The organism is Bradyrhizobium sp. Leaf396 (assembly GCF_001424605.1).
Classification (GTDB): domain Bacteria; phylum Pseudomonadota; class Alphaproteobacteria; order Rhizobiales; family Xanthobacteraceae; genus Bradyrhizobium; species Bradyrhizobium japonicum_C.
Genome location: NZ_LMQJ01000002.1, coordinates 26,531 through 50,940 on the forward strand (window position 1 = coordinate 26,531; position 24,410 = coordinate 50,940).

At 64.4% G+C, this 24,410-nt stretch carries 21 protein-coding genes and 1 pseudogene; 10 read left to right on the forward strand and 12 right to left on the reverse strand.

Features of this window, described 5'->3' with window-relative positions; all coding sequences use genetic code 11:
* The first annotated feature begins 26 nt into the window (after window positions 1-26).
* Window positions 27-908: a bifunctional DNA-formamidopyrimidine glycosylase/DNA-(apurinic or apyrimidinic site) lyase gene (gene mutM, locus ASG57_RS02550; RefSeq protein ID WP_024338579.1), complete on the forward strand. Its 882-nt coding sequence runs from the start codon at window positions 27-29 to the stop codon at window positions 906-908.
* 265 nt (window positions 909-1,173) lie between these two features.
* Here the strand turns inward: mutM and ASG57_RS02555 are convergent, their stop codons facing one another.
* Window positions 1,174-1,917, reverse strand: a complete 744-nt coding sequence (locus ASG57_RS02555) for a nucleotide-binding protein (protein WP_057195617.1) — start codon at window positions 1,915-1,917, stop codon at window positions 1,174-1,176.
* 243 nt (window positions 1,918-2,160) lie between these two features.
* Between ASG57_RS02555 and ggt the strand changes: the two genes are divergently transcribed.
* Window positions 2,161-3,840, forward strand: coding sequence for a gamma-glutamyltransferase (gene ggt / locus ASG57_RS02560; RefSeq protein WP_057195618.1), 1,680 nt, complete (start codon window positions 2,161-2,163; stop codon window positions 3,838-3,840).
* Between the two features lie 6 nt (window positions 3,841-3,846).
* On the opposite strand, the gene ASG57_RS02565 is transcribed toward ggt, so the two are convergent.
* Together ASG57_RS02565 and ASG57_RS02570 are read right to left on the reverse strand one after the other, a co-directional pair.
* Window positions 3,847-4,242 carry a hypothetical protein gene (locus tag ASG57_RS02565; RefSeq protein ID WP_155248360.1) on the reverse strand — a complete coding sequence of 132 codons (396 nt, stop codon included), beginning with the start codon at window positions 4,240-4,242 and terminating at the stop codon, window positions 3,847-3,849.
* 118 nt (window positions 4,243-4,360) lie between these two features.
* On the reverse strand, window positions 4,361-5,719 hold the full coding sequence (locus tag ASG57_RS02570; RefSeq protein ID WP_057195702.1) for a serine protease: 1,359 nt from the start codon (window positions 5,717-5,719) through the stop codon (window positions 4,361-4,363).
* A 156-nt stretch (window positions 5,720-5,875) separates the two neighbouring features.
* Between ASG57_RS02570 and ASG57_RS02575 the strand changes: the two genes are divergently transcribed.
* Window positions 5,876-6,679, forward strand: coding sequence for a HesA/MoeB/ThiF family protein (locus tag ASG57_RS02575; RefSeq protein WP_057195620.1), 804 nt, complete (start codon window positions 5,876-5,878; stop codon window positions 6,677-6,679).
* 46 nt (window positions 6,680-6,725) lie between these two features.
* Window positions 6,726-7,279: pseudogene (locus ASG57_RS02580) on the forward strand (LysR substrate-binding domain-containing protein); the annotation flags it as partial.
* A gap of 3 nt (window positions 7,280-7,282) precedes the next feature.
* Here ASG57_RS02580 and ASG57_RS02585 read toward each other — a convergent pair.
* Window positions 7,283-8,284, reverse strand: coding sequence for a 2-hydroxyacid dehydrogenase (locus tag ASG57_RS02585; RefSeq protein WP_024338573.1), 1,002 nt, complete (start codon window positions 8,282-8,284; stop codon window positions 7,283-7,285).
* A gap of 322 nt (window positions 8,285-8,606) precedes the next feature.
* Between ASG57_RS02585 and ASG57_RS02590 the strand changes: the two genes are divergently transcribed.
* Entirely contained in the window at window positions 8,607-9,134 is a 528-nt protein-coding gene (locus ASG57_RS02590; protein WP_024338572.1) for an SH3 domain-containing protein, read from the forward strand.
* 171 nt (window positions 9,135-9,305) lie between these two features.
* Here the strand turns inward: ASG57_RS02590 and irrA are convergent, their stop codons facing one another.
* Entirely contained in the window at window positions 9,306-9,797 is a 492-nt protein-coding gene (gene irrA / locus ASG57_RS02595) for an iron response transcriptional regulator IrrA (protein WP_057195622.1), read from the reverse strand.
* 344 nt (window positions 9,798-10,141) lie between these two features.
* Between irrA and fabA the strand changes: the two genes are divergently transcribed.
* The 4 genes from fabA (at window position 10,142) to ASG57_RS02615 (ending at window position 15,082) form a co-directional block, all read left to right on the forward strand.
* Window positions 10,142-10,663 (forward strand): 3-hydroxyacyl-[acyl-carrier-protein] dehydratase FabA, encoded by a 522-nt coding sequence (fabA, locus tag ASG57_RS02600; RefSeq protein WP_024338570.1) that lies wholly within the window; start codon window positions 10,142-10,144, stop codon window positions 10,661-10,663.
* A gap of 53 nt (window positions 10,664-10,716) precedes the next feature.
* A complete protein-coding gene (gene fabB / locus ASG57_RS02605) occupies window positions 10,717-11,940 on the forward strand; it encodes a beta-ketoacyl-ACP synthase I (protein ID WP_024338569.1) in 1,224 nt (407 codons plus the stop codon).
* A gap of 165 nt (window positions 11,941-12,105) precedes the next feature.
* Entirely contained in the window at window positions 12,106-12,906 is an 801-nt protein-coding gene (gene fabI, locus ASG57_RS02610; protein ID WP_024338568.1) for an enoyl-ACP reductase FabI, read from the forward strand.
* Between the two features lie 175 nt (window positions 12,907-13,081).
* Complete coding sequence (locus ASG57_RS02615) at window positions 13,082-15,082, forward strand: autotransporter family protein (RefSeq protein ID WP_502690727.1); 2,001 nt, start codon at window positions 13,082-13,084, stop codon at window positions 15,080-15,082.
* A 10-nt stretch (window positions 15,083-15,092) separates the two neighbouring features.
* Here ASG57_RS02615 and ASG57_RS02620 read toward each other — a convergent pair whose 3' ends face one another.
* Together ASG57_RS02620 and ASG57_RS02625 are read right to left on the reverse strand one after the other, a co-directional pair.
* On the reverse strand, window positions 15,093-15,689 hold the full coding sequence (locus ASG57_RS02620) for a glutathione S-transferase family protein (RefSeq protein WP_057195624.1): 597 nt from the start codon (window positions 15,687-15,689) through the stop codon (window positions 15,093-15,095).
* A gap of 20 nt (window positions 15,690-15,709) precedes the next feature.
* Window positions 15,710-16,636: a hydrogen peroxide-inducible genes activator gene (locus tag ASG57_RS02625; protein WP_024338565.1), complete on the reverse strand. Its 927-nt coding sequence runs from the start codon at window positions 16,634-16,636 to the stop codon at window positions 15,710-15,712.
* 115 nt (window positions 16,637-16,751) lie between these two features.
* On the opposite strand from ASG57_RS02625, the gene katG reads away from it, so the two are divergent.
* Complete coding sequence (katG, locus tag ASG57_RS02630; protein WP_024338564.1) at window positions 16,752-18,917, forward strand: catalase/peroxidase HPI; 2,166 nt, start codon at window positions 16,752-16,754, stop codon at window positions 18,915-18,917.
* A gap of 71 nt (window positions 18,918-18,988) precedes the next feature.
* Here katG and ASG57_RS02635 read toward each other — a convergent pair whose 3' ends face one another.
* The 5 genes from ASG57_RS02635 to rbfA all read right to left on the reverse strand — a co-directional run bounded on the left by ASG57_RS02635 (window position 18,989) and on the right by rbfA (window position 24,287).
* Window positions 18,989-19,720, reverse strand: a complete 732-nt coding sequence (locus ASG57_RS02635; protein WP_057195625.1) for a superoxide dismutase — start codon at window positions 19,718-19,720, stop codon at window positions 18,989-18,991.
* 205 nt (window positions 19,721-19,925) lie between these two features.
* Window positions 19,926-22,088 (reverse strand): polyribonucleotide nucleotidyltransferase, encoded by a 2,163-nt coding sequence (gene pnp / locus ASG57_RS02640; RefSeq protein ID WP_057195626.1) that lies wholly within the window; start codon window positions 22,086-22,088, stop codon window positions 19,926-19,928.
* 377 nt (window positions 22,089-22,465) lie between these two features.
* Entirely contained in the window at window positions 22,466-22,735 is a 270-nt protein-coding gene (gene rpsO, locus ASG57_RS02645; protein ID WP_008540131.1) for a 30S ribosomal protein S15, read from the reverse strand.
* Between the two features lie 2 nt (window positions 22,736-22,737).
* The gene (gene truB / locus ASG57_RS02650; protein WP_024338556.1) at window positions 22,738-23,856 is read right to left on the reverse strand and encodes a tRNA pseudouridine(55) synthase TruB; all 1,119 of its coding nucleotides are present in this window, start codon (window positions 23,854-23,856) and stop codon (window positions 22,738-22,740) included.
* On the reverse strand, window positions 23,853-24,287 hold the full coding sequence (gene rbfA, locus ASG57_RS02655; RefSeq protein ID WP_024338555.1) for a 30S ribosome-binding factor RbfA: 435 nt from the start codon (window positions 24,285-24,287) through the stop codon (window positions 23,853-23,855). The genes truB and rbfA overlap by 4 nt, the downstream gene beginning before the upstream one ends.
* Between the last annotated feature and the right edge of the window lie 123 nt (window positions 24,288-24,410).

Here is a 24,410-nt window from a genome sequence, read left to right on the forward strand (position 1 = left end):
CGCCCTCATAAGGTGAATGCCTGACCATGCCTGAATTGCCCGAAGTCGAGACCGTCCGCCGCGGCCTTCAGCCCGTCATGGAAGGTGCGAAAATCCTCGCTGCGGAGGCCCGCCGGCCGGATCTGCGCTTTCCGTTCCAGCCCGACTTCGTGGCGCGGCTCAAGGGGCAGGTGGTCACCGGGCTCGGCCGCCGCGCAAAATATCTCATGGCCGATCTCGCCTCAGGCGACGTGCTCTTGATGCACCTGGGCATGTCGGGCTCGTTCCGTGTCATCAAGCCGGACAACAGCCTGCAGCCCGGCGAGTTTCACTATCCCAGGGGAAAGGACTCCGCGCATGATCACGTCCTGTTTCGGATGTCCTCCGGCGCCGACATCGTGTTCAACGATCCGCGCCGCTTCGGCTACATGAAGGTGATCGCGCGCAATGCGCTCGAAGACGAGCCGCTGCTGCGCGGGCTCGGCCCCGAGCCGCTCGGCAACGAATTCGACGCCGCGATGCTGGCGCGCTCCTGCGCCGGCAAGACCACCAGCCTGAAGGCGGCGCTGCTCGACCAGCGCGTGGTGGCCGGGCTCGGCAACATCTATGTTTGCGAGGCGCTGCATCGCTCGCATCTGTCGCCGCGGCGCATTGCTGCAACATTGTCGACCAAGAAGGGCGAGGCAACGGACCACGCAAAACGATTGGTCGGTGCGATCCACACCGTGCTGAACGACGCGATCAAGGCCGGCGGCTCCAGCTTGCGCGACCATCGCCAGACCTCCGGCGAGCTCGGCTATTTCCAGCATTCATTCAAGGTGTATGACCGCGAAGGCGAGACGTGCACGACGCCGCGCTGCGGCGGCACGGTCAAGCGGTTCACGCAGAATGGCCGGTCGACGTTCTGGTGCCCGAAATGTCAGAAGTGAGAAGGCTCGCAGCCGGGAAGTCGTGAGCCGCGGCGAGGCCACGAGCCCTGCAGGTCATTGCAGGGAGCCCTTGCGACGAAGCAATCAATAGCTCTTCCGCGGTGAAGGCCTGGATTGCTTCGCTGCGCTCGCAATGACGGATGAATAGGAGCGATCTAACGCGAAGCGAAGCAATCCGGCCGGGCTGGTGACCGGATTGCTTCGTCGCCCGGGCTCTTCCACCGGACAGCGAAGAGCCCGGATGGCGTCTGAGCGATTGCCCCGCTCAGGACGCGATTGTGGTGGTCTCGTCCGCGGCAAGGTCGGCGGCGAGATGCAACATGCCGTCGGCAGCCGACATCACCTGGTCGATCAGCAGATGGGTCTTGGCTTCGAGCTCTAGCCGCGTCTCGATCCAGCGCCAGAGCCTGCGGATCTCGTCGGCCGACTTGCCGTTCGGTGCGAATTCGCTCACCGCGAGACCTTTCGCCAGCGCGTCCTGGTGGTCGTTGCGGATTGCGATCAGCGGCCGGGCGAGTACATCAGCAAGGTCGAGCGCGGCTTCCTCGGCGAGGGTATTGGCGGCGTTGTCGATGCGCTGGCCGCGGATCGGCGCCTGGTTCAATACGAAGCTGTACGGCCGCTTCCAGGCGCGAGCGACGTTGAGAGTCGAGACGGTCGCCTCGATATCGGCGACGGTCGGGCGGGCCGGGATCAGGCAGAAGTCGGAATGGCGGATTGCGGCGGTGGTTGCCGCGCTGAGGCCGGCCGCAGTGTCGACGATCGCGAGCTCCAGGCCGCTGTCGGCCAGCATCGTCAGGCGCGGCTCGATGTTGGCGGCTTGATAGATCGGCTCGACGACGACGTCGTCATTGTTGCGGCGGCGCTGCCAGTTGGAGAGGGTGCCCTGCGGGTCGGTCTCGATCAGGCGGACAGTGAAGCCGGCCTGCTTGGCCGCCAGCGCGAGGCCGATAGCGAGCGTGCTCTTGCCACTGCCGCCCTTTTGGGTGGCCAGTACGATCGTGTGCATTGTGGATCAATCCTTTGGAGTGCCTGGGATCTTGGGTAACGCCACGCGAACGTGCATCGGTTCTCGATGCTGAGCTCTTCTCGCTCAGGACGTGCCCTGCCCGATCCAAAGCGGACCGCGGATGTCCGAATCAACCAAGGCGATGGTGGCAGAATTGGGAATGTCAGCTAATCCGTACCAATACTGGACCCGTAATCGTGCGTATGATGTGCTCTCCGCCGTGAAACAAGAAGGGCAGGCAGCATGGGCGGAAACTGGCGCGACCGGACGGCAACCACTTTTGACTGCCAGAAGATGCCGGCGGTCTCGAGCCGCGGCATGGTGGTCAGCAATCATCCGTTGGCCTCCAGTGCCGGTGCCGAGATGCTGGCGGCCGGCGGCAACGCAATCGATGCCGCGATCGCCACCCTGTTCACGTTGACGGTGGTCGAGCCGATGATGGTCGGCATCATCGGTGGCGGCATGGCACATATCCGGCTCGCCGATGGCAGCCACCGCTTCATCGACGGGCAGAGCACCGTGCCCGCGGCTGTGCGCGACACCACCTACCTCTCGAAGCCCGGCTCGGCGCATGACGTTTTCGACACCGTCGGCAACGAGAACCTCAACGGACCGAAGGCCGTCGCGGTGCCGGGCTCGCTGAAGGCCTGGTGCGAGACGCTGCGCCGGTTCGGCACCATGTCGCTTTCCGACGTGATGCAACCTGCGATTAAGCATGCCGCACGTGGCTATGCGACGACCCCCTATCTGCATGAATGCATCAGCGAGAGCGCAGACGAGATGCGCAAGGACAGGACGATCGCGTCGATCTTCCTGCCTGATGGCGAGCCACTGAAGGTCGGCGAGCGCGTGGTGCAGGCCGAATATGCGGACACGCTTCTCTACATCGCCGATCACGGCGAGAAGGCGCTCTACGAGGGGGCTCTCGGCGATGTCCTCGTCGACTACATGGAGAGGGCCGGCGGCTTCATCCGCCGCAACGATCTCACGAACTACAAGACGATCGAACGGCAGCCGATCCGCGCCGACTATCGCGGATGGACTATCCTCGGTCCGCCGCCGCCCGCCGCGTCCGGCGTGCATATCGCGCAGATGCTCAACATTCTGGAGGGTTACGACATCGGCGGGCTCGGCTTCGGGACGTCGGAGGCCATCCACCATCTCGCCGAAGTGCTGAAGATTGCCTTCGCCGACCGCGCCGCCGCCAGCGGCGATCCGGATTATGTCGGCGTGCCCGTGGAGAAGTTGACCTCGAAGGCCTATGCCGAGGAGCGCCGCCGCGCCATCGATCCAGCACGGGCGCAGGCGTGGGGTGCGGGCGTGTCGCAGCTCGAAGGCGCGCACACCACGCATGTGACGGCGGCGGACAGCTTCGGGAACGTGGTTGCGACCACGCAGACCATCAACAGTCTGTTCGGCGCCAAGATCATGATCCCGGGCCTGGGGGCCATCGCCAACAACTACATGAATTTGTTTGATCCGCGACCGGGCCACGCGCTCTCGCTGGCGCCGGGCAAGCGTGTCACCACCTCGATGTCTCCGATGATGGCGCTGAATGGCGGCAAGCTGCGCTATGCGCTCGGCTTGCCCGGAGGCAAGCGCATCTTTCCGAGCGCGATGCAGGCGCTGGTCAATCTGATCGACCACGGCATGAGCCTGCAGGAGGCCGTCGAGGCTCCGAGGGTCTGGACCGAGGGCAACGCGCTCGAGGTGGAACAGACTGTGCCGGAGAGCGTGCGCGTGCAGCTCGCGGCGCTTGGCCACGAGGTGCAGCCGGTCTCGACCGTCGCGGGCGGCATGAACGGAATCGCCTTCCAGGACGACGGCACCATGATTGGCGCCGCCTGCTGGCGCGCCGACGGTACGCCGATCGGCATCTCCGGCGGTCTTGCGAAGAGCGGGATCAGGTTCAGGCTCGCCTGACTGCTCTCATTTCTGAGCGCCGCTGCCCGCCATGTCCGCGGCGGCGCGCGCGACCAGGTCTGCTGCGCCCGCATTGGTCTGCAGCGATCGGACCTTGACGTCGATCGCGATCAACTTCCATTCGCCCTCCGACACGGCGTAGTCCAGCGCGTAGCTCAGCTGCGACGGTGCCGTTTCGAAATGGCCGCGCAACAACAGCGCGCCGTTGTCGCCGATCCTCGGGGCTTCCGTGCTTATGATCGGCATGCCGGCAATTGCGTCGATGTGATGTCCGGCAAAGGTCGCGAATGCCTGCTTCAGCGTGGCGGCTGAAAAGCGTTCGCGAAACGGTCTCGCCATCTTTGCATGGAGGACACTGTAGTTGCCGGTGAGGTTGGCGTCGTTGAGCGTCAGCAGCGCCACTTTCACCATCACCTCCTCCACTTTCGGCGTTGGCAGCGCCGGCGATTGTGCCCAAGCCGAAAAGCTCAGCAGCGCAGCCGCTAGCGTCGGGGACAGAGAGACGAGACACCGCAACATGCTACTTCCGCACGCAGATCACGCGTACGACTGCGGCTTTGGCGTCGGTCGACGTGCCGTTCGCCGTGATCTGCCTGGTCTTCAGGAAATCACGCACCGCATCCGCCGATACCATCACGGCCTGCGAGGCCGGCACCGAGGTCGCAGGACCCGCCACCATTGCCGGCTTCAGCAGCGCAATGCCGGCGAACTTGCCGTCGGCGTCAACGGCCGGGCTGCCGGAGAAGCCGACCGACGGCGGGGGAGACAGTGCGGAATCGCCCGATGGGCCTGGCGCCAGCGTCGCCTTGATGCTCGACACGCCGGCGGCACCGCCCTGGCTCTGCGGATCGGCGATGCCGATGACGTCGACGTTCGTCTTCGCTGCACCGCCAGCGAGGCTGAGCGGCTTCAGTCCGCGGGCGCCGTAGATGTGCAGCAGCGCGAGATCGTGTTGCTTGTCTTCAGCGAGTCGGTCGGCGCGGCCATGACCTGCGATCGTGATCGCAAGGCAGCCATCGGCGACGAGGCGATCGGTGACGATCGCACCGTCGTCGCTGACGACGACGCCGGTCCCGTATTCCACCGTCTTGCGCGGCGGCGGTCCGGCCAGCGGTCCCGACGGGAACGCATTGAACGCGCTCGACATCGCGATCACCACCGGCTCGACGACGTTCTCGGTCGCCTGGTCGTAGAGGATCGTCATGGTGCGGACCTCGTCGCCCTTGAAGGTGCCGCGCACGTAGAATTTCTTCAGGCCCTGCAATCCCGAGAGCACGAAGAAGTCAGGCTTCACCACGGTGTAGTCGATCTTGCGTCCGGACGGCTCCTTCTCCAGATCGGCGAGCTTCGCCGAGGTCGGGTTCACCTCCTTGCGGCGGCTGAGCAGCACCTGCACGGTTCCGGTCGGCGAGGTCCATTTCGAGCCGTTGGCGTCGCTTGCCTGCTGCGGCACCAGCTTGGTGGGAATGCCGAGCCGCGCGCCGCTGGTCGGCTCCGTCACGATCTTCCAGCCGACGCTCTCCTGCTTCTTGCGGGCCGCTTCGGCGAGCGCAGCGCGCTCCTGCGGATTGAGCGCGCCGGTCGGCTTGCCGCCCTTGGCCTTCTGGTACTCCTTGATGGCGTTGACCATGCGTTCGCTGACGTCTCCGGTAATCGCGCCGTTGTATCGGCCGGCCCAGGCGAGATCGGATTGGAGCGCCAGTCGCTCTGCTTTTGACATGGCATCGGCGGTCCCCGAGGGCGTCTGCGTTGCGGGAGGCTGGATCGGCACGGTCTGGACCGTCTTCGGCTTGGTGCCGGGCACTTGTGGCGCCGTCGTCTGGGCGTGTGCGCCGGTGGCGGCCGCAAACATCAAGGTTGCCGCAAGCATCGATCTCATGACAAATCCAACCAGCCCATTGAACGCAGTGCCATTGAAGCACATCTCGTTGGTCGCGAACAATGTTGGGGTGGTTCAGGTCCGAGGTCGAGCCGCGAACTCAGGCCGTCATCCTGAGGAGCGGGCGCGATGGCTCGGTAGGAGAGACGTGCGACGATGCTCAGCCCGGACGAACTCGAACGCTATGCCCGCCATATCGTCCTGCGCGATGTCGGCGGTCCCGGGCAGGCCGCGTTGAAGCGGGCCGCGGTGCTGGTGATCGGTGCCGGCGGGCTCGGCGCGCCCGCGCTGATGTATCTGGCCGCCGCCGGTATCGGCACGCTCGGCGTCGTCGATGACGACGTGGTGTCGCTGTCCAACCTTCAGCGCCAGGTGGTCCACACCACGCCCGATATCGGCCGGCACAAGGTCGAGAGCGCCGCCGAGCGGATATCGGCCCTCAATCCGCATGTCCGCTTCGTCGGTCATGCCACCTGGCTCAACGCTGACAATGCACTCGGCCTGATCGGCGACTACGACCTCGTGCTCGACGGCTCCGACAATTTCTCGACGCGATATCTCGTCTCCGACGCCTGCTTCTTCGCGAAGCGGCCGCTGATCACGGCGGCGCTCGGCACCTTCGACGGCTCGCTCACCACCATCCGTGCCCATGAGACGAACGAGCAGGGCGAGTTCAACCCGACCTATCGCTGCCTGTTTCCGGAACCGCCGCCGCCCGGCACGGTGCCGGCCTGTGCGGAGGCCGGGGTCATGGGCGCGCTCGCCGGCGTGCTCGGTTCGATGATGGCGCTGGAGGCGATCCGCGAGATCGTCGGCTTCGGCGACGGCCTCGTCGGCCGCCTCCTCATGATCGATGCGCGCGCAATGCGCTTCGAGACTCTGCGCTACGCCCGCGATCCCGCCAATCCCCTCAATGGCGACGGGCCCGTGATCAGCGATCTCAGCGCCCATCGCACCTGATCGGAGCCGCTACCTGGTGGCCGGCTTCTCGCTGTCGAGATGGGCCATCTGCTCGGCCACCACCCGCAGCGTCGCGCTGACCGAGGCGGGGAATTGCTGCTGTCGCGCGTGGCGCCAGCGCTGCGTGACGTGGGCGATGCGCTGGACCAGGTGCGGGGCCTGCGCGAGGTCGCTGCGGGCCGCCTGCGCATCAACGCACCGCCGCCGGCGGTCGATCTGGTGCTGGCGCCGATGGTCGGCCCGTTTCTCACCGCGCATCCACAGGTCGATCTCGACATCGTCTCCGAGAGCGGCTTCGTCGATATCGTCAGCGCCGGCTTTGACGCCGGTGTGCGCTATGGCGAGCACCTCGCGATCTCGACCAATATGAGCCTTGCGATGCGCGCCGCGCGCGACGGTGTCGGCATCTGGGCGACGCTCGACGGCTATGCCGACGAAGCGCTGAAGTCCGGCGCGCTCGTCAGCCTCATGGAAGATTGGTGCGAGCCGTTTCCCGGCTCCTTCCTCTATTATCCGAGCCGGCGCCAAACGCCGCCTGCGCTGCGCGCTTTCATCGATTTCGTCGCCGATTGGCGCAAGCGCGACAAGCGCGGGCAGTAGAACTCAGAGCATGCTCGGCAGCACGCGATCCGGCGGCTTGTGAGCGTCGAGGAAGGTGCGGATGTTGATGATCACCTTCTCGCCCATCTCGACGCGGCCTTCGATCGTGGCGGAACCCATATGCGGCAACAGCGTCACCTTGCCGGCCTTGGCGAGCCGTACCAGCTTCGGGTTGACCGCGGGCTCGTGCTCGTAGACGTCGAGGCCTGCGCCGGCAATCTCGCCGCCCTCGATCAGCTTGATCAGCGTATCCTCGTCCGTCACCTCGCCACGCGCGGTGTTGACGATGTAGGCATCTTTGCGGATCAGCTTCAGCCGCCGTGCCGACAGCAGGTGATAGGTTGCGGGCGTGTGCGGACAGTTCACCGAGATGATGTCCATCCGCGCCAGCATCTGGTCGAGACTTTCCCAGTAGGTCGCACCCAGCTCTTCGGCGATGACGGGCGCCACTGGGCGGCGATTGTGATAGTGGATCTGCAGGCCGAAGGCGCGGGCGCGACGCGCGACGGCCTGGCCGATGCGCCCCATGCCGATGATGCCGAGGCGCTTGCCGCCGATGCGGTGGCCGAGCATCCAGGTCGGCGACCAGCCCGCCCAGGGTTTTCCTTCGGTCAGGATCGAGGCACCCTCGATCATCCGCCTGGGCACCGCGAGGATCAGCGCCATGGTCATGTCGGCGGTGTCTTCGGTCAGAACCTTCGGCGTGTTGGTGACGGTGATGCCGCGGGCATGGGCGGCTGCGACGTCGATATTGTCGACGCCGTTGCCGAAATTGGCGATCAGCCGCAGCTTGCAGTCGGGCTGGTTCACGACCTCGGCGCTGATGTGATCGGTTACCGTCGGAACCAGCACGTCGGCGGTTCGCGCCGCTTCCGCGATCTGCTCGGCCGACATCGGCGTGTCCTCGAGATTGATCCGCGCGTCGAACAATTCGCGCATGCGCGTCTCGATCGAATCCGGCAGCTTGCGCGTCACCACGACGAGGGGCTTTTTCTTCACCGACATGTCCTGCTCTCATGAGGCGTCGCAGGCCGCCTCTGTCGCCAAAGGCCGGTCGTTGAGGCCTCATTAACCCGGTTGTTCGACACTGCCCTTGCCGTGTCCGTCCCCGGCGTTTCCTCCAAGCTCTCCCGACATTTCCGGCCGGAAAATCGGGGCAAACTGGTTGTTCAAATGCCCGTCCTCTCTAGCAGAAGGCCGGGCCAAGACAAGAACCACGGGTCAAGGCTTCGGGAACACCCGCATGGGACGGGAGGGGCGGACGCAGCAGCGTTTTGGAATTGGGTGAGGATCCGGTTCGTCCGGGTCTTCGACAGGAGACGGGTTGATGGCGTTGGGGCGGTTCTGTTCGGTGATGGCGCTTGTTTGCACCTGGTTGAGCGCCTCGGTCAGCCCCTCGCATTCGGCGAAGGATACCCCGCAGACTGCCAGCGGCTTGCCGGTGCCGCGCTATGTCAGCCTCAAATCGGACCACGTGAACGTCCGCGCCGGCCCAACCAAGGACAATGACGTCGCCTGGGTCTACACCCGCGCCGGCCTGCCGGTCGAAATTACCGCCGAGTTCGAGAACTGGCGCCGGGTGCGCGATTCCGAGGGGGCCGAGGGCTGGGTCTATCACTCGCTATTGTCCGGCCGCCGCACCGCGGTCGTCACCATGAAGCACAAGGACGAGTTCGCCCCGATCTATGACCGGCCCGATCCCGACAGCGCGGTGGCAGCAAAGCTCCAGGCCGGCGTCGTCACGCAGGTGAAGAAGTGCGCTGCAAACTGGTGCCGCGTTATCGGAAACGGCTTTGACGGCTGGATTCAGCAGGAGCGCCTCTGGGGCGTCTATTCGGACGAGCAGGTGAATTGACCCGAAGGGTCACCCAGAGCGATGCGAAGCATCGAATCAGGGACATCGAGATTCGGGTGCGGGAGTGCGCACCCTAGCTCGGCGCTGCACACCGCTCCGGGATGACGGTCCAAAAGATGATGGCCGGGACGAGCCCGGCCATGACGATCCCAGTTCGATCTTAAATGGATCTCAGCGCTTCTTGCGCAGTCGCACCACCATGTCGATCCGAGAGATCTCGTAACCCTCGGGTACCTCAGGCATCTTGGATAGCACCAGGTGCGGATCCTCGATGTCGACCAGCTCGTGGCTGTTCTCAAGGTAGTAGTGGTGGTGGGTGGTGACGTTGGTGTCGAAATAGGTCTTGGTGCCGTCGACACTGACCTGGCGGAGCAAGCCGGCATCGGTGAGCTGGTTCAGCGTGTTGTAGACGGTCGCCAGCGATACCGGAACCTTGGCCAGCGTCGCTTCCTCGTAAAGCATTTCAGCCGTGAGGTGCCGCGCCCCCTTGCCGAACAGCAGCCAGCCCAGCGCCATCCTCTGGCGCGTCGGGCGGAGCCCAGCGGACTGGAGCATTTCGTTGACGTCGTGCCAGGGGCAGCCGGTCAGCGCCGGCTGGCGGCCGGACAAGAGGGCCGCGGCATGGACGTCGTCGTCGTGATGGGACGCGGTATTCTCGTTCATTTCCAGATTTCGGGCACGCGTGAACAATATCTCTCTGTAACATAAGAACAGAAAGATGCAGATGCAAGTATCTCGCAACTAGAGAGGTTCTAATCAGGTCTGGAACCGCGTGGGGATCGCGTCATTTTACCTTCATGGACGCGCTTTGCTACCCGAAATGGCCTGTGTTAGAGAGCCCGCGGTTCCGCTTACCCGACTCTGACGCAGCCGAGTATGAAGGCTGGGGTCATCCGGGGCTTGCGGGAGTTGCGCCTGACGGTGGCAGTTAGCGTTGCTCTTCGATCGAACGGGGCCCATTTCGCCAGGAAACGCCGCTCAATCGGCATTTGAACAGAGGCTCGTGAATGCTGAACAGGCGCAACGGTTATGAATACGAAGATCTGCTGGCCTGTGCCCGCGGCGAGATGTTTGGCCCGGGCAATGCCCAGCTGCCGCTGCCGCCGATGCTGATGTTCGACCGCATCACGGAAATCACCGACGATGGCGGCGAGTTCGGCAAGGGCCTCGTGCGCGCCGAGCTCGACGTAAAGCCCGACCTTTGGTTCTTTGCCTGCCATTTCAAGAACGACCCGGTGATGCCCGGCTGCCTCGGCCTCGACGCATTGTGGCAAATGGTCGGCTTCTATCTCGGCTGGGTCGGCGGCGAAGGCCGGGGCCGGGCGCTCGGCCTGAGCGAGCTGAAGTTCGGGGGACAGGTGCTGACCGAGGCTCGCAAGGTTGTGTACAACGTCGATATCAAACGCGTGATGCGTTCAAAGCTCGTGCTCGGTATCGCCGACGGGTGGCTTTCGGTCGACGGCCAGATTATTTATCGCGCCAAGGACCTGAAGGTCGGCCTGTTCAAGCAGGGCACGAGCCTGGGCTGAGCGCATCACCACGAGACAACGAGCAAGAAGACAACGAGCAGGGCGAGGCTGTCATGAGGCGGGTTGTGGTCACCGGAATGGGCATCGTCTCGTCCATCGGAAACAACACCCAGGAAGTGCTTGCGAGCCTTCACGAGGCGAAGTCTGGCATTTCGCGGGCTGAAAAATATGCCGAGCTCGGCTTCCGTTCGCAGGTGCAAGGTGAGCCGACGCTCGATCCTTCGACGGTTGTCGATCGCCGTGCAATGCGTTTCCTCGGCCAGGGTGCGGCGTGGAATCACATCGCGATGGAGCAGGCGATCCAAGACTCCGGCCTCTCGCCTGACGAAGTCTCCAACATCCGCACCGGCATCATCATGGGCTCCGGCGGTCCCTCGGCGCGCACCATCGTCGAGGCTGCCGACATCACCCGCTCCAAGGGTCCGAAGCGCGTCGGCCCGTTTGCGGTGCCGAAGGCGATGTCCTCCACGGCCTCCGCGACGCTCGCGACCTGGTTCAAGATCAAGGGCGTGAACTATTCGATTTCCTCGGCCTGCGCGACGTCGAACCATTGCGTCGGCAACGCCTATGAGACGATCCAGATCGGCAAGCAGGACGTCATCTTCGCCGGCGGCTGCGAGGAACTGGACTGGACGCTCTCGGTGCTGTTCGACGCCATGGGTGCGATGTCCTCGAGGTACAACGACACGCCGGCCACGGCCTCGCGTCCCTACGACGTCAACCGCGACGGCTTCGTCATCGCCGGCGGCGCCGGCGTCCTGGTGCTGGAAGAGCTCGAACATGCCAAGGCGCGCGGCGCGCGCATTTACGGCGAGATCGTCGGCTATGGCGCGACCTCGGACGGCCACGACATGGTGGCGCCGTCGGGCGAAGGCGCCGAGCGCTGCATGCGCATGGCGATGTCGACGGTGAAGACCAAGGTCGACTACATCAATCCGCATGCGACCTCGACGCCGGCCGGCGATCCGCCGGAGATCGAGGCGATCCGGAAGGTGTTCGGCGTCGGCGAGAAGTGCCCGCCAATCTCGGCGACCAAGGCCCTGACCGGCCACTCGCTGGGCGCCACCGGCGTGCAGGAAGCGATTTATTCCCTGCTGATGATGAACAACGGTTTCATCTGCGAGAGCGCGCACATCCAGGAGCTCGATCCCGTGTTCGCCGACATGCCGATCGTGCGCAAGCGCATCGACAACGTCAAGATCGGCACCGTGCTGTCGAACTCCTTCGGCTTCGGCGGCACCAACGCCACGCTGGTGTTCAGCCGGCTGGACGTGTGACGTCCTTGCGGACGCGCCGGTAGTTTTTCGTCATGGCCGGGCAAAAGCGCGAAGCGCGTCTTCGCGAATGATGTCCGGCCATCCACGTCTTTGCTATTGGTGCCGGAAGAACGTGGATGCCCGGGACGAGCCCGGGCATGACGGACAGCGGAGAGTAATCGCGACATGGACGGATTGATGAAAGGCAAGCGCGGTCTGATCATGGGCATCGCCAATGATCACTCGATCGCCTGGGGCATGGCGAGGACGTTGCATGCCCATGGCGCCGAGCTGGCCTTCACCTTTCAGGGCGAGGCTCTCGGCAAGCGCGTCAAGCCGCTGGCCGAGCAGCTCGGCGTCGATCTGGTTCTGCCTTGCGACGTCGAGGACATCGCCAGTGTGGATGCCACCTTCGCTGCGCTTCGCGAGAAATGGGGGCGCCTCGACTTCGTCATCCATGCGATCGGCTTTGCCGACAAGAACGAGCTCAAAGGCCGCTACGCGGACACCAGCCGCGAGAATTTTTCGCGCACGATGGTGATCTCCTGCTTCTCTTTCACGGAGGTGGCAAAACGCGCCGCCGAGCTGATGACGGAAGGCGGCAGCATGATCACGCTGACCTTCGGCGCGTCGGAGCGCGCGATGCCGAATTACAACGTGATGGGCGTGGCCAAGGCGGCGCTGGAAGCCTCGGTGCGCTACCTCGCTGCCGATTTCGGACCGCGCGGCATCCGCGTCAACGCGATCTCCGCAGGCCCGATCCGGACGCTCGCGGGCTCCGGTATCGGCGAGGCGCGTGCGATGTTCGCCTTCATGCAGAAGCATTCGCCGCTCCGCCGTGGCGTTACGCTCGACGACCTCGGCGGCTCGGCGCTGTATCTGCTGTCGGACCTTTCCGGCGGCGTCACCGGCGAGATCCATTACGTGGATTCCGGCTACAACATCGTCCTGATGCCGAGGCCGGACGATTTGAAGGCGTCGGAGTAGCGCGAACAGCGCCGAAAGGCGCACCCCTTCGAACCATCCCCACCACGCGCTGGCAATGGTCAAACGCCGCGTCGTTTTCTCCCGTCCCACGATCATGGGGCTGACTCGGCGATAGAATCATGCATCCTGCTCCCAGATGGCGCAGCGGGGTCGTACCCTCTGCGGTTGGGGAGGAGTGATCGTTCCGATGGTGCATGCGATGTGCCGCGCGAGCGCGCTGGCGTTCGTTGCCGGCGCGATGCTGCTCTGTGGCGGCTCTCGTGCCCTTGCCCAGTCGACGGTGTGGGATTCGACCCTTTCCAACACGAACTGGTATGTTCCGACTGCGCAACTGCTCGCCTATGCTGCACCGAGAACCGGTTTTTCCAATCCCATCCCGATCGGCGACCAGACCCTTTGGTCGCTCGCGAGCGCGACCAACGGCTCCTTCACCGGCACGAGCGTGGCACAGCTCAAGATCGGGCCCGCGCTTCTGACCGACACGTCCACGATCCAAGGATTCGTAAACACCGCGGGCCAGATCACGATGCTGTTCACGCCGACTTCCGGCGGCACAGTGACCGTGGGCCTCGGCCACATGCGGACGGTTGGCGGCGTGACCTCGATGGAGATGCAGATGATCACGGGCGACAGCGTGCTCGTGACGCATTGGGCATACATGCTTCCTTACGATCCCGCGACCTTCACCCCGCCCGCTTCGCAGCCCGTTCCCGCCAACTCCGTGCCGCAATGGGAGTGGACGGCCGGAACGCCCTGGCGGATTTCCAGCAACTCCTTGTTCGGTACGTCGGCTCCCGGGCGTTTCGTCATCACCGATTACAAGAACGGATATTTCTGGGGGGCAGGCATCGCGCCGACTGGGAGCAGCGCCGCCAATTTCACCCTGCTGGGCTCGGTGACGCCCGAGGGCAGCGTTCTCTTCAACACGCTCTCGCGCGGCACGCTCGCAAGTCTCTATGGCGCGGCCAGCGGCAATGCATCGGGCGCGCAGATGCTCGTCAGCACCTACGATCTATCGGGCAATCCGACCGGCGGCGTCGCCTATCTCTCACTGGTGCGGCCCTACGCCGAAACGCTCCAGGCCCAGAACAGCCGCGTCGGCTTGGGCGCAGCCGACATGCTGTATCGCCTGTCTGCGACGCCGCTCGGCTGGACCGGCAGCATGGCGACCGGTTTCACCGCGCTCGACAATCTCGGTGGTTCCGGTCTCGTCAACTCGATCAACCAGACCCTGCCTGTTCTGACGGGAGCTGCATCGCAGGCGACCTATGCCACGCAGCGCGCCTTCCAACAGGCGATGACGGGGCGATTGGATGAGGTGTTCGGGCTGAATGGGGCCGCGACACGCGAGCGGAACTTCTGGATGAAGCCGCTCGGCGGTACCCTCCGGCAGGGCAGTGTCGATGGCGTCCCCGGCTATCACGCCTCCGGCGGCGGCATCGCCGTCGGTGCAGACGCGATGATCTCCACGCGCGCGAGGCTCGGCGGCGTGTTCGCCTACTCGCATCAAAGCATCGCCGGAAGCGAGGATGCCGTTCCGAACAGGCTGGCCGTCGATTCCTATCAGGCGGGGCTTTACGGCGCCTATGCTCTCGGTCAGGGCGTTCAGGTCGATGGCCAGCTCGATGGCGCGTTGAACGACAATGGCGAGAGCCGCTCGCTCACCTTCATCAACGGCAAGGCCGGCGCCGGCTATCGATCGTATGGCGGTCATGCGGGCGTTGGCGTCCGCAAGCTGATGCCGATCAAGCCGGACCTGACGGTCGCGCCGTCGCTGCGGCTGGATTATGGGCAGCTTCGCTCGCCGGCCTATCAGGAGGGCGGCGCGGGCGGCTTCAGCCTCAACGTGGATTCGCAGATCTATCGTGAGCTGACGCTGACGGCAGGACTGAAGAGCGCCTACAGGATCGCGAAGCAGGTGTATCTCACAGGCGATGTCGGCATCGGTTACAACACGCTGAATCAGGGACTTCAGATCAAGTCGGCCTTTGCCGGCGGTGGCGAAGCGTTCGTCACCAACGGTCTTGCGTTGTCGCCCTGGATCTACTCGACAGCGCTGGGCCTGGCCGCCGCCGACGGCAAGGGCCTTGATCTCGGCATCCGCTACGGCGTTGCGGCCACATCTTCCGGGCTGCTCCAGCAGTCCGGGCTTGCAGTTCTCAAGATCAAGCTTTGAGCGCGTCGTCTCAACCGGCCGCGATCTTCTCCGCGCGCTGGAACGCCGGCCGCGCCATGCAGCGCGCGAGATAAGCGTCGAAGGCCGGCCGCGACTGCACCATCTTGAACAGGCGCACCGCAAAATTCAGGCCCGAGCCGATTGCGATGTCGGCTGCGGAGAATTCGTCGCCGAGAATCCACGGTCCCTTCTCGAGCGCGGCTTCCAGCACGTCGAACACCTGCGTCGCGCTGCCCCACGCCGCGGTCGAGGTCGGGATCTCGATCTTGGTGAAGATCTGGATGATCGCGGGCTCGATGCAGCCCGGTGAGAAGAACAGCCATTGCAGATAGCGCGCGCGGCGCGGATCGGTCACGGCAGGCGCCAGCTTGGTTTCGGGATAGCGGTCGGCGATGTAGGCGCAGATCGCCGCGGCTTCCCCGAGCGCGGCATCGCCGTCGGTCAGCGCCGGCACCTTCCCCATCGGATTGATCTTGAGAAAGTCCGGCGCCTTCTGCGCTCCCGTCGAAATGTCGGTCAGCACGCGCTCGTAAGGCAGGCCGCTCTCCTCCATCAGCCAGAGCGTCGTGAACGAGCGCGAACGGGGCGACCAGTATAGCTTGATCATGAGGCGTTTCCCTTGATCTGTTAACTTCGCGAGCTGCGCACGCTGTGACCAGCCCGCACCTTGCCGGCCGACAGGCACACCACCTCGGAGATCTGCAGCAGCTGCCGCGCCAGCGGACTGGTCTTGCGCCAGACCATGCCGATGGTGCGCGAGGGTTCTGGGTCGCGGAAGCGCGCCAGCGAGACCGAGGCCGATCGCGTCTCGACCGGCACCGCCATCTCCGGGATCAACGTGACGCCGATCCCGGCGCTGACCATCTGCACCAGCGTGGACAGCGAGTTCGCATCCAGCATCTCGCGCGGCGGCGCCGACTGCATGTTGCAGAAGGAGAGCGCCTGGTCGCGGAAGCAGTGCCCCTCCTCGAGCAGCAGAAGCCGCATCTCGCGCATCATCTCGCGTGACGGCGCCGGTGTGCCTTCATCCGCGCTTGGCCGCACCAGCAGGAATTTCTCCTCGAACAGGGCGACCTCGGTGAGCGAGGGCTCCGACACCGGCAGCGCCACGATGGCGGTGTCGAGGCGGCCCTCGACCAGCTCCTGGATCAGCCGCGGGGTCATCGTCTCGCGCACGCGGATGTCGAGCTCCGGGTGCATGCGCGTGAGATTCTTGGTGATGGTCGGCAGCAGATAGGGCGCGATGGTCGGGATCATGCCGATGCGCAGGCGGCCGGCGAAGCGGTCCTGCGAGGCGCGGGCGAAATCGCCGAGCTCGTCGACCGAGCGCAGAATGTCGCGGACGCGCTGGGCGAGCTCCTCGCCGAACCGGGTCAGCGCCACCTGGCGCGCGCTGCGCTCCAGCAGCAGGCCGCCAAGGGTCTCCTCCAGCTCCTTGATCTGCATCGACAGGGCCGGCTGTGAGATCGAGCAGGCCTCGGCCGCGCGGCCGAAGTGACCATGACGGGCCAGCGCATCGAAGTACCGGAGCTGGCGTAGCGTCACGTTGAGCATCAGAAAATCCTATCGCAGCGATCACCAAAGTCAACTTTACCTGATCGAACCTCGCGCTTAGAGTGGTTCTACCTGGTCAAAGGCGCGAGTTCGACGCCCACCAGAGGAGGTATTCATGGACGACACTTCGAAGTGCCCGTTTTCGGGCGGAAAACGCACGCGCTCAAACCGCGATTGGTGGCCGACGCAGCTCGATATCGAGGTGCTGCACAAGAATTCCGAGAAATCCGATCCGATGGACGAGGATTTCAACTATGCCAAGGAATTCAAGTCGCTCGACCTCAACGCGGTCATCAAGGACCTGACCGCGTTGATGACGAATTCGCAGGAATGGTGGCCCGCCGATTTCGGTCATTACGGTGGCCTCATGATCCGCATGGCCTGGCACAGCGCGGGCACGTACCGCACGACCGACGGTCGCGGTGGCGCCGGTGCGGGTCAGCAGCGTTTCGCACCCCTCAACAGCTGGCCCGACAACGCCAACCTCGACAAGGCGCGCCGTCTGCTGTGGCCGATCAAGCAGAAATATGGCCGAAAGATCTCCTGGGCCGACCTGATGGTGCTCGCCGGCAACGTCGCGCTGGAATCGATGGGCTTCAAGACCTTTGGTTTCGCCGGCGGCCGCGTCGACGTCTGGGAGCCGGAAGAGCTCTATTGGGGACCCGAAGGCACCTGGCTGGGCGATGAACGCTACAGCGGCGAACGCCAGCTCTCCGAGCCGCTCGGCGCCGTGCAGATGGGCCTCATCTATGTCAATCCGGAAGGCCCGAACGGCAAGCCGGATCCCGTCGCCGCGGCGAAGGACATCCGCGAGACCTTCTTCCGCATGGCGATGAACGATGAGGAAACCGTCGCGCTGATCGCGGGCGGCCACACCTTCGGCAAGACCCACGGCGCGGGCGATCCGTCGCTGGTCGGTCCGGAGCCGGAAGCCGGTGCGCTCGAGGATCAGGGCCTCGGCTGGAAGAGCAAGCACGCGTCGGGACTGGGTGGCGATTCCATCACCAGCGGCCTCGAGGTGACCTGGTCGCAGACGCCGACCAAGTGGAGCAATCACTTCTTCGAGAACCTGTTCAAGTACGAATGGGAGCTGACGAAGAGCCCGGCCGGCGCACAGCAGTGGAGGGCGAAGAACGCCGAGCCGTCCATCCCGGATGCGTTCGACCCGTCGAAGAAGCATGTCCCGACCATGCTCACGACCGACCTCTCCCTGCGCTTCGATCCCGCCTATGAGAAAATCTCGCGGCGTTTCCTGGAGCACCCGGATCAGTTCGCGGACGCTTTCGCCCGCGCCTGGTTCAAGCTCACCCACCGCGACATGGGCCCGATCCATCGCTATCTGGGACCGCTCGTGCCGAAAGAGACGTTGATCTGGCAGGATCCGATTCCCGCAGTGGATCATGAGCTGGTCGGCGAGCAGGACATCGCTGCTCTCAAGTCGAAGATCCTGGCCTCGGGCCTCACGGTGCCGGAGCTGGTCTCGACCGCCTGGGCGTCGGCTTCGACGTTCCGCGGCTCGGACAAGCGCGGCGGCGCCAATGGTGCGCGCATCCGCCTTGCCCCGCAGAAGGACTGGGAGGTGAACGAGCCGGCCCAGCTCTCCAAGGTGCTCGGCAAGCTCGAAGCGATCCAGAAGGACTTCAACGCGTCATCCGGCGCGAAGAAGGTCTCGCTGGCGGACCTGATCGTGCTCGGCGGCACCGCCGCAGTCGAGAAGGCTGCCAAGGACGCCGGCGTCGACGTGAAGGTCGGCTTCACGCCGGGCCGCATGGATGCCTCGCAGGAGCAGACGGATGCGGCCTCCTTTGCGCCGCTGGAGCCGCGGGCCGATGGTTTCCGCAACTACATCGGCAAACGGCATCAGTTCATGCAGCAGGAGGAAGCTCTCGTCGATCGTGCCCAGCTGCTGAGACTGACCGGTCCTGAGATGACGGTGCTGGTCGGCGGCCTGCGTGTGCTCGGCGCCAACGCGAACGGTTCGAAGCACGGCGTGCTCACCAGCAAGGTGGGAACGCTCAGCAACGACTTCTTCGTCAACCTTCTCGACATGAGCACGCAGTGGACGCCCGCGGCGGACGGCAGCTATGAGGGACGCGACCGCAAGACCAACGCGGTGAAGTGGACCGGCACGCGCGTCGACCTGATCTTCGGCGCCCACTCCCAGCTCCGCGCCTTCGCCGAAGTCTACGCGGCCTCCGACTCCAAGGAGAAGTTCGTCAAGGACTTCGCCAAGGCCTGGACCAAGGTGATGAACCTCGACCGCTACGATCTCGCGGCGTGAGCTCGATCAGCATGCAAGCGATGAAGGGCGGCCATGAGGCCGCCCTTCTATTTTGTGATCTCTGATCGTCCTCACACGCCGAGTGTGCCGGCCTTCGCGGCGGCGTAGCGCTCGCCCACGACCTTCCAATTCAACGTGTTCCACCACGCCTTGAGATAATCGGCGCGGCGGTTCTGGTAGTTCAGGTAATAGGCGTGCTCCCAGACGTCGTTGCCGAGCAGTGCCCGCTTGCCGTCCATCATCGGATTGTCCTGGTTGGGTCGCGTCTCGATCGCGAGCTTGCCCTCCTTGCTGACTGTCACGAACACCCAGCCCGAGCCGAACACGCGTCCTCCGGCAGCGTTGAAATCCGTCTGCAATTTCTCCATTCCGCCAAGGTCGCTGTCGATGGCGGCGAGCAGGGCACCGTCCGGCTTGCCGCCGTTCGGTCCCATGATCTGCCAGAACATGGTGTGATTGGCATGACCTCCCATGTTGTTGCGGACCGCGGTGCGGATCGCGTCCGGCACCGCGCCAAGGTTTCCGAGCACCTCGCCGACCGGCTTCTCCGCGATCTGCGGATTGTCCTTGGCGAAATTGTTCAGGTTGGTGATGAACGCCTGATGATGGCGGTCGTGATGGATCTCCATCGTCTTGGCATCGATGTGCGGTTCCAGGGCATTCGCCGGATAGGACAGCGGACCGAGCTTGAACGGGCCTGCTGGCGCCATGGCCGCCTGCGCAAACACCAAGCGCGGGGCAGCGGCAGCCGCAACGAGGCCGCTTGCTGCGAACATGAGACGGCGCCGGGATATGGATGACATTTGGTTCTCCTGTCTGGACGATCCGCTGGTTGAAGCTATGGCGGTACAAACAAGTACGTGGCTGCAGCCACTATGGGTTTCGATCGGGGTCGCCGTGACGGTGCGGCGGAATCGCGCATGGCGTTCGACGATGCAGGACGCAAACGGCCAAGAAAAAGGGCGGCCTTTCGGCCGCCCTTCGGTGTTTCTGGCTGTGGTGCGAGAGCTACTCGCCCGCTGCTTCGCGCGGGGCCTTCTCGCCCTCGGCGGCCTTCTCCTTGGCCTCGAGGTCTTCGCCCGTGGTCTGATCGACCACCTTCATCGAAAGGCGGGTCTTGCCGCGGTCGTCGAAGCCGAGCAGCTTGACCTTGACCTTGTCGCCTTCCTTGACGACGTCGGAGGTCTTCTGCACGCGGTTCGCCGCGAGCTGGCTGATGTGGACGAGGCCGTCCTTCGAGCCGAAGAAGTTCACGAACGCGCCGAACTCCATGACCTTGACGACCGTGCCGTCATAGATCTGGCCGACTTCCGGCTCGGACGCGATCGACTTGATCCACTTGATCGCGGCCTTCATGGCTTCGCCGTCGCTGGAGGCGACCTTCACGGTGCCGTCGTCCTCGATGTTGACCTTGGCTCCGGTCTTCTCGACGATTTCGCGGATCACCTTGCCGCCGGTGCCGATCACTTCGCGGATCTTGTCGGTCGGGATCTTGAAGGTCTCGATGCGCGGCGCGTACTCGCCGAGCTCGGCGCGAGCATTGGTGAGGGCCTTGGCCATCTCCCCGAGGATGTGGATGCGGCCTTCCTTGGCCTGGCCAAGGGCGACGCGCATGATCTCTTCGGTGATGCCCTCGATCTTGATGTCCATCTGGAGCGAGGTGATGCCCGCTTCCGTGCCGGCGACCTTGAAGTCCATGTCGCCGAGATGGTCCTCGTCACCGAGGATGTCCGAGAGAACCGCAAAGCGCTTGTCTTCGAGGATCAGGCCCATCGCGATGCCCGCCGTCGGCCGCTTCAACGGCACGCCCGCATCCATCAGTGCCAGCGAGGCGCCGCAGACCGAGGCCATCGACGAGGAGCCGTTCGACTCGGTGATCTCCGAGACCACGCGCACCGTGTAGGGGAATTCATGGTGCGGCGGCAGCACCGGATGGATCGCGCGCCAGGCCAGCTTGCCGTGGCCGATCTCGCGGCGCTTGGTGCCGCCGAGGCGGCCGGTCTCGCCGACCGAGTAGGGCGGGAAATTGTAGTGCAGCAGGAACGTCTCTTTGTACGTTCCCGACAGCGCGTCGATATATTGCTCGTCCTCGCCGGTACCGAGCGTGGTCACGACCATCGCCTGGGTCTCGCCGCGGGTGAACAGCGCCGAGCCGTGGGCGCGCGGCAGCACGCCGACTTCGGCGACGATGTTGCGCACGGTCTTGCTGTCGCGGCCGTCGATGCGCTTGCCGGTGTCGAGGATGTTCCAGCGAACGATCTTGGCTTCCAGTTCCTTGAACACGGCTGCGATGCGCAGCTTGTCGTATTTCGGCTCCTGCCCTTCCGGGAAGTAATGGGCGATCACCTTTTCCTTGACCTTGCCGACCGCGGCGTAGCGTTCCTGCTTGATCGGAATGGCGTAGGCGGCGCGCAGCTCCTGCTCGATGATGCCGAGCATTTCCTTCTCGAGCGCGGCATTGTCGATCACGGTGACTTCGCGCGGCTCCTTCGCGGCCTTCTCGGCGAGCTCGATGATGGCGTTGATGACCGGCTGGAAGTGACGGTGGCCGAACATCACTGCGCCGAGCATGATGTCTTCGTTCAGCTCCTTGGCCTCCGATTCCACCATCAGCACGGCGTCGGCGGTGCCGGCGACGACGAGGTCGAGCTGGGTGTCGACCATCTCGTCGAGCGTCGGATTGAGCACATATTCGTCATTGACGAAGCCGACGCGGGCTGCGCCGATCGGGCCCTTGAACGGAGCACCCGACAAGGTCAGCGCCGCCGACGAAGCCACCAGCGCGACGATGTCAGGGTCGTTTTCCATGTCGTGCGACAGCACCGTGGCGATCACCTGGGTCTCGTTGCGCCAGCCGTCGACGAACAGCGGACGGATCGGACGGTCGATCAGGCGGGAGACCAGCGTCTCCTTCTCGGTCGGACGGCCCTCGCGCTTGAAATAGCCGCCGGGAATGCGGCCTGCCGCGTAGGTCTTTTCCTGATAGTCGACGGTGAGGGGCAGGAAGTCGACACCTTCGCGCGGCGCCTTCGCCGCGACGACGGTGGCGAGCACCACGGTCTCGCCATAGGTGGCGACGACGGCGCCGTCGGCCTGGCGGGCGATCTTGCCGGTTTCGAGCTTGAGTGGGCGTCCGCCCCAGTCGATCTCGACTGAATGCTTATTGAACATAGAGGTCTTCTTTCATGGGTTCTCGAAAGAAGGGACGCTTCGAAAAACAAAAACCATGCGCAAGATTGCGGGACGCTGATCGGAGCGGATGATCAGCGTCCTGCGATCCTGCCATGGTTTTTGGATTTCGGATGGCGTCCATCCTTTCGGGTCATACGGGCGCCTTGCCCGTTGTGCCCAGCCGCCGGATTGCTGCTGGACTGTCAGTCGGCACGAACGCGAGCACCGAACCGCGGTGTTCGCTCTTCATGCCCGGATGCAGATCCGTCAACGGATCGCATCCGACGCGCACGCAGTTTCGATCAAAAAACCTTTAAGGAAGCGCTTTCGTTCGAAACCACACGCGAAAACGCGCGCCAGTGGCGCGCGCATAAACATTAACGGCGAATATTGTGCTTTTCGAGCAGCGCCTTGTACCGCGCCTCGTCCTTCTTCTTGAGGTAGTCGAGGAGCGAGCGGCGGGTGGAGACCAGCTTCAAGAGCCCGCGACGCGAATGGTTGTCCTTCACGTGGGTCTTGAAATGATTGGTGAGGTTGTTGATGCGTTCCGAAAGGATCGCGACCTGAACCTCGGGCGAGCCGGTGTCGCCGGCCTTGGTGGCATTCGTCTTGATGACTTCCGCTTTGCGTTCTGCGGCAATCGACATCGTCAGTTTCTCTCGTTGCGACCGGCACTGGCAGTCAGGCCGGTCAGGTTGAACACACGCTTGGGGATGATTTCGCCATTGCCAACTTCAGCAAGCGCCAAAAGACGGCCTGCCACCGTGACATAGACTGTGCCGCTACAAGTGGGCGCATCCCGTCCGCGCAACAAAACGGCCTGACCCCGATGGAGCCTTGCCGCATCAGCCCGAGTGACGGCCAGTGCCGGGATGTCGTCCAGCGCGGTCTCAACGGGCAAAAGCGCGTCGGCGAGGCTGCCCTCGCCGGACGCGGCTCTATCGCACAAAGCCTCCAACTGATCCAGCGGAATCATGTCGTTTTCGCCAAATGGGCCGACCAGGGTGCGCCGCAGCGCGCAAATATGGCCGAAAGTGCCGAGAATTCGGCCCATGTCGCGGGCCAGCGCTCGGACATAGGTGCCCTTGCCGCATTCGGCCTCGAACACGGCCCGGTCGTTATCCGGTTGATCCACAAGGGTTAAATGGTGAATCTCGACCGGACGGGGCGCCAGCTCCACGACCTCGCCGTCGCGGGCAAGGTCATAGGCCCGCTCGCCCTGCACCTTGATTGCGGAATAGCGCGGCGGGATCTGCTCGATCACCCCGGTGAAGCGGGGCAGGAGGGCGAGAATCGCCTCCCGGGTCGGACGCTGGTCGGAGGTCGCGGTCACCCGGCCCTCGATGTCGTCGGTGTCGCGCTCCTCGCCCCAGCAGACCGTGAACTGGTAGCGCTTGCGGCCGTCCATGACGAAGGGAACGGTCTTGGTGGCTTCCCCGAGGGCGATCGGCAACCCGCCCGAGGCGAGCGGATCGAGCGTGCCGGCATGGCCGGCGCGCTTGGCGTTGAACAGGCGCTTGAGCACGGCAACGGCCTGCGTCGACGTCATGCCGATCGGCTTGTCGAGCACGACCCAGCCATGGACGTCGCGGCGGTCGCGGCGAACCTGGTTGCCCTTCTGCTGCTTGGCGCGTGGATCGTTGTTGACGCGGCGCGGCTCCTGAGGCGGCCGCGCGTTGCTTCCCGAATCCGCGAAATCATTCGTCTGCACATCGCGCTGATCGGCCTCGTTGCTGTCGATCGTGCCGTGAGCGGGGTCCATCGTCATTGCTCTTCTTCCCGATCCGAAGCCGGATTCTGTTCCAGGTCCTTCTGCACCGCAGGTGTTCGCAAAAGCTTCTCGATCCGTTCCGCTTCGTCGAATCGTTCGTCGACGCGGAAGCGAATGTCAGGTGCAAATTTCAGGTTAACGCGTCGCGCGACTTCGCCGCGCAGGAACTTCTTGTTGCGCTCGAGCGCAGCGATCACGATCTCGGTGTCGCGGCCGCCGAGCGGCATCACGTAGACCGTAGCGAGCTTCAGGTCGGGCGACATCCGCACCTCCGGCACGGTGATGATGTGACCTTCGAGATCCGCATCATGCACGTTGCCTTGCGCCAGAATATCGGCCATCGCGTGGCGAACCTGCTCGCCCACGCGCAACTGACGTTGCGAGCCTCCGCCGGCTGCGGAACTCTTCTTCTGATGATGGCGTGGCATTCTCGAAAATCACCTCGTCATGCCCGTGCCTGGAGCGCGGGCATCGTCATTTGTCCTGTTGAAACGAAGAGGGGTGGATGGCCGGAATAATCCGGCCATCGCACTCCCGCAATTTCAGTTCAA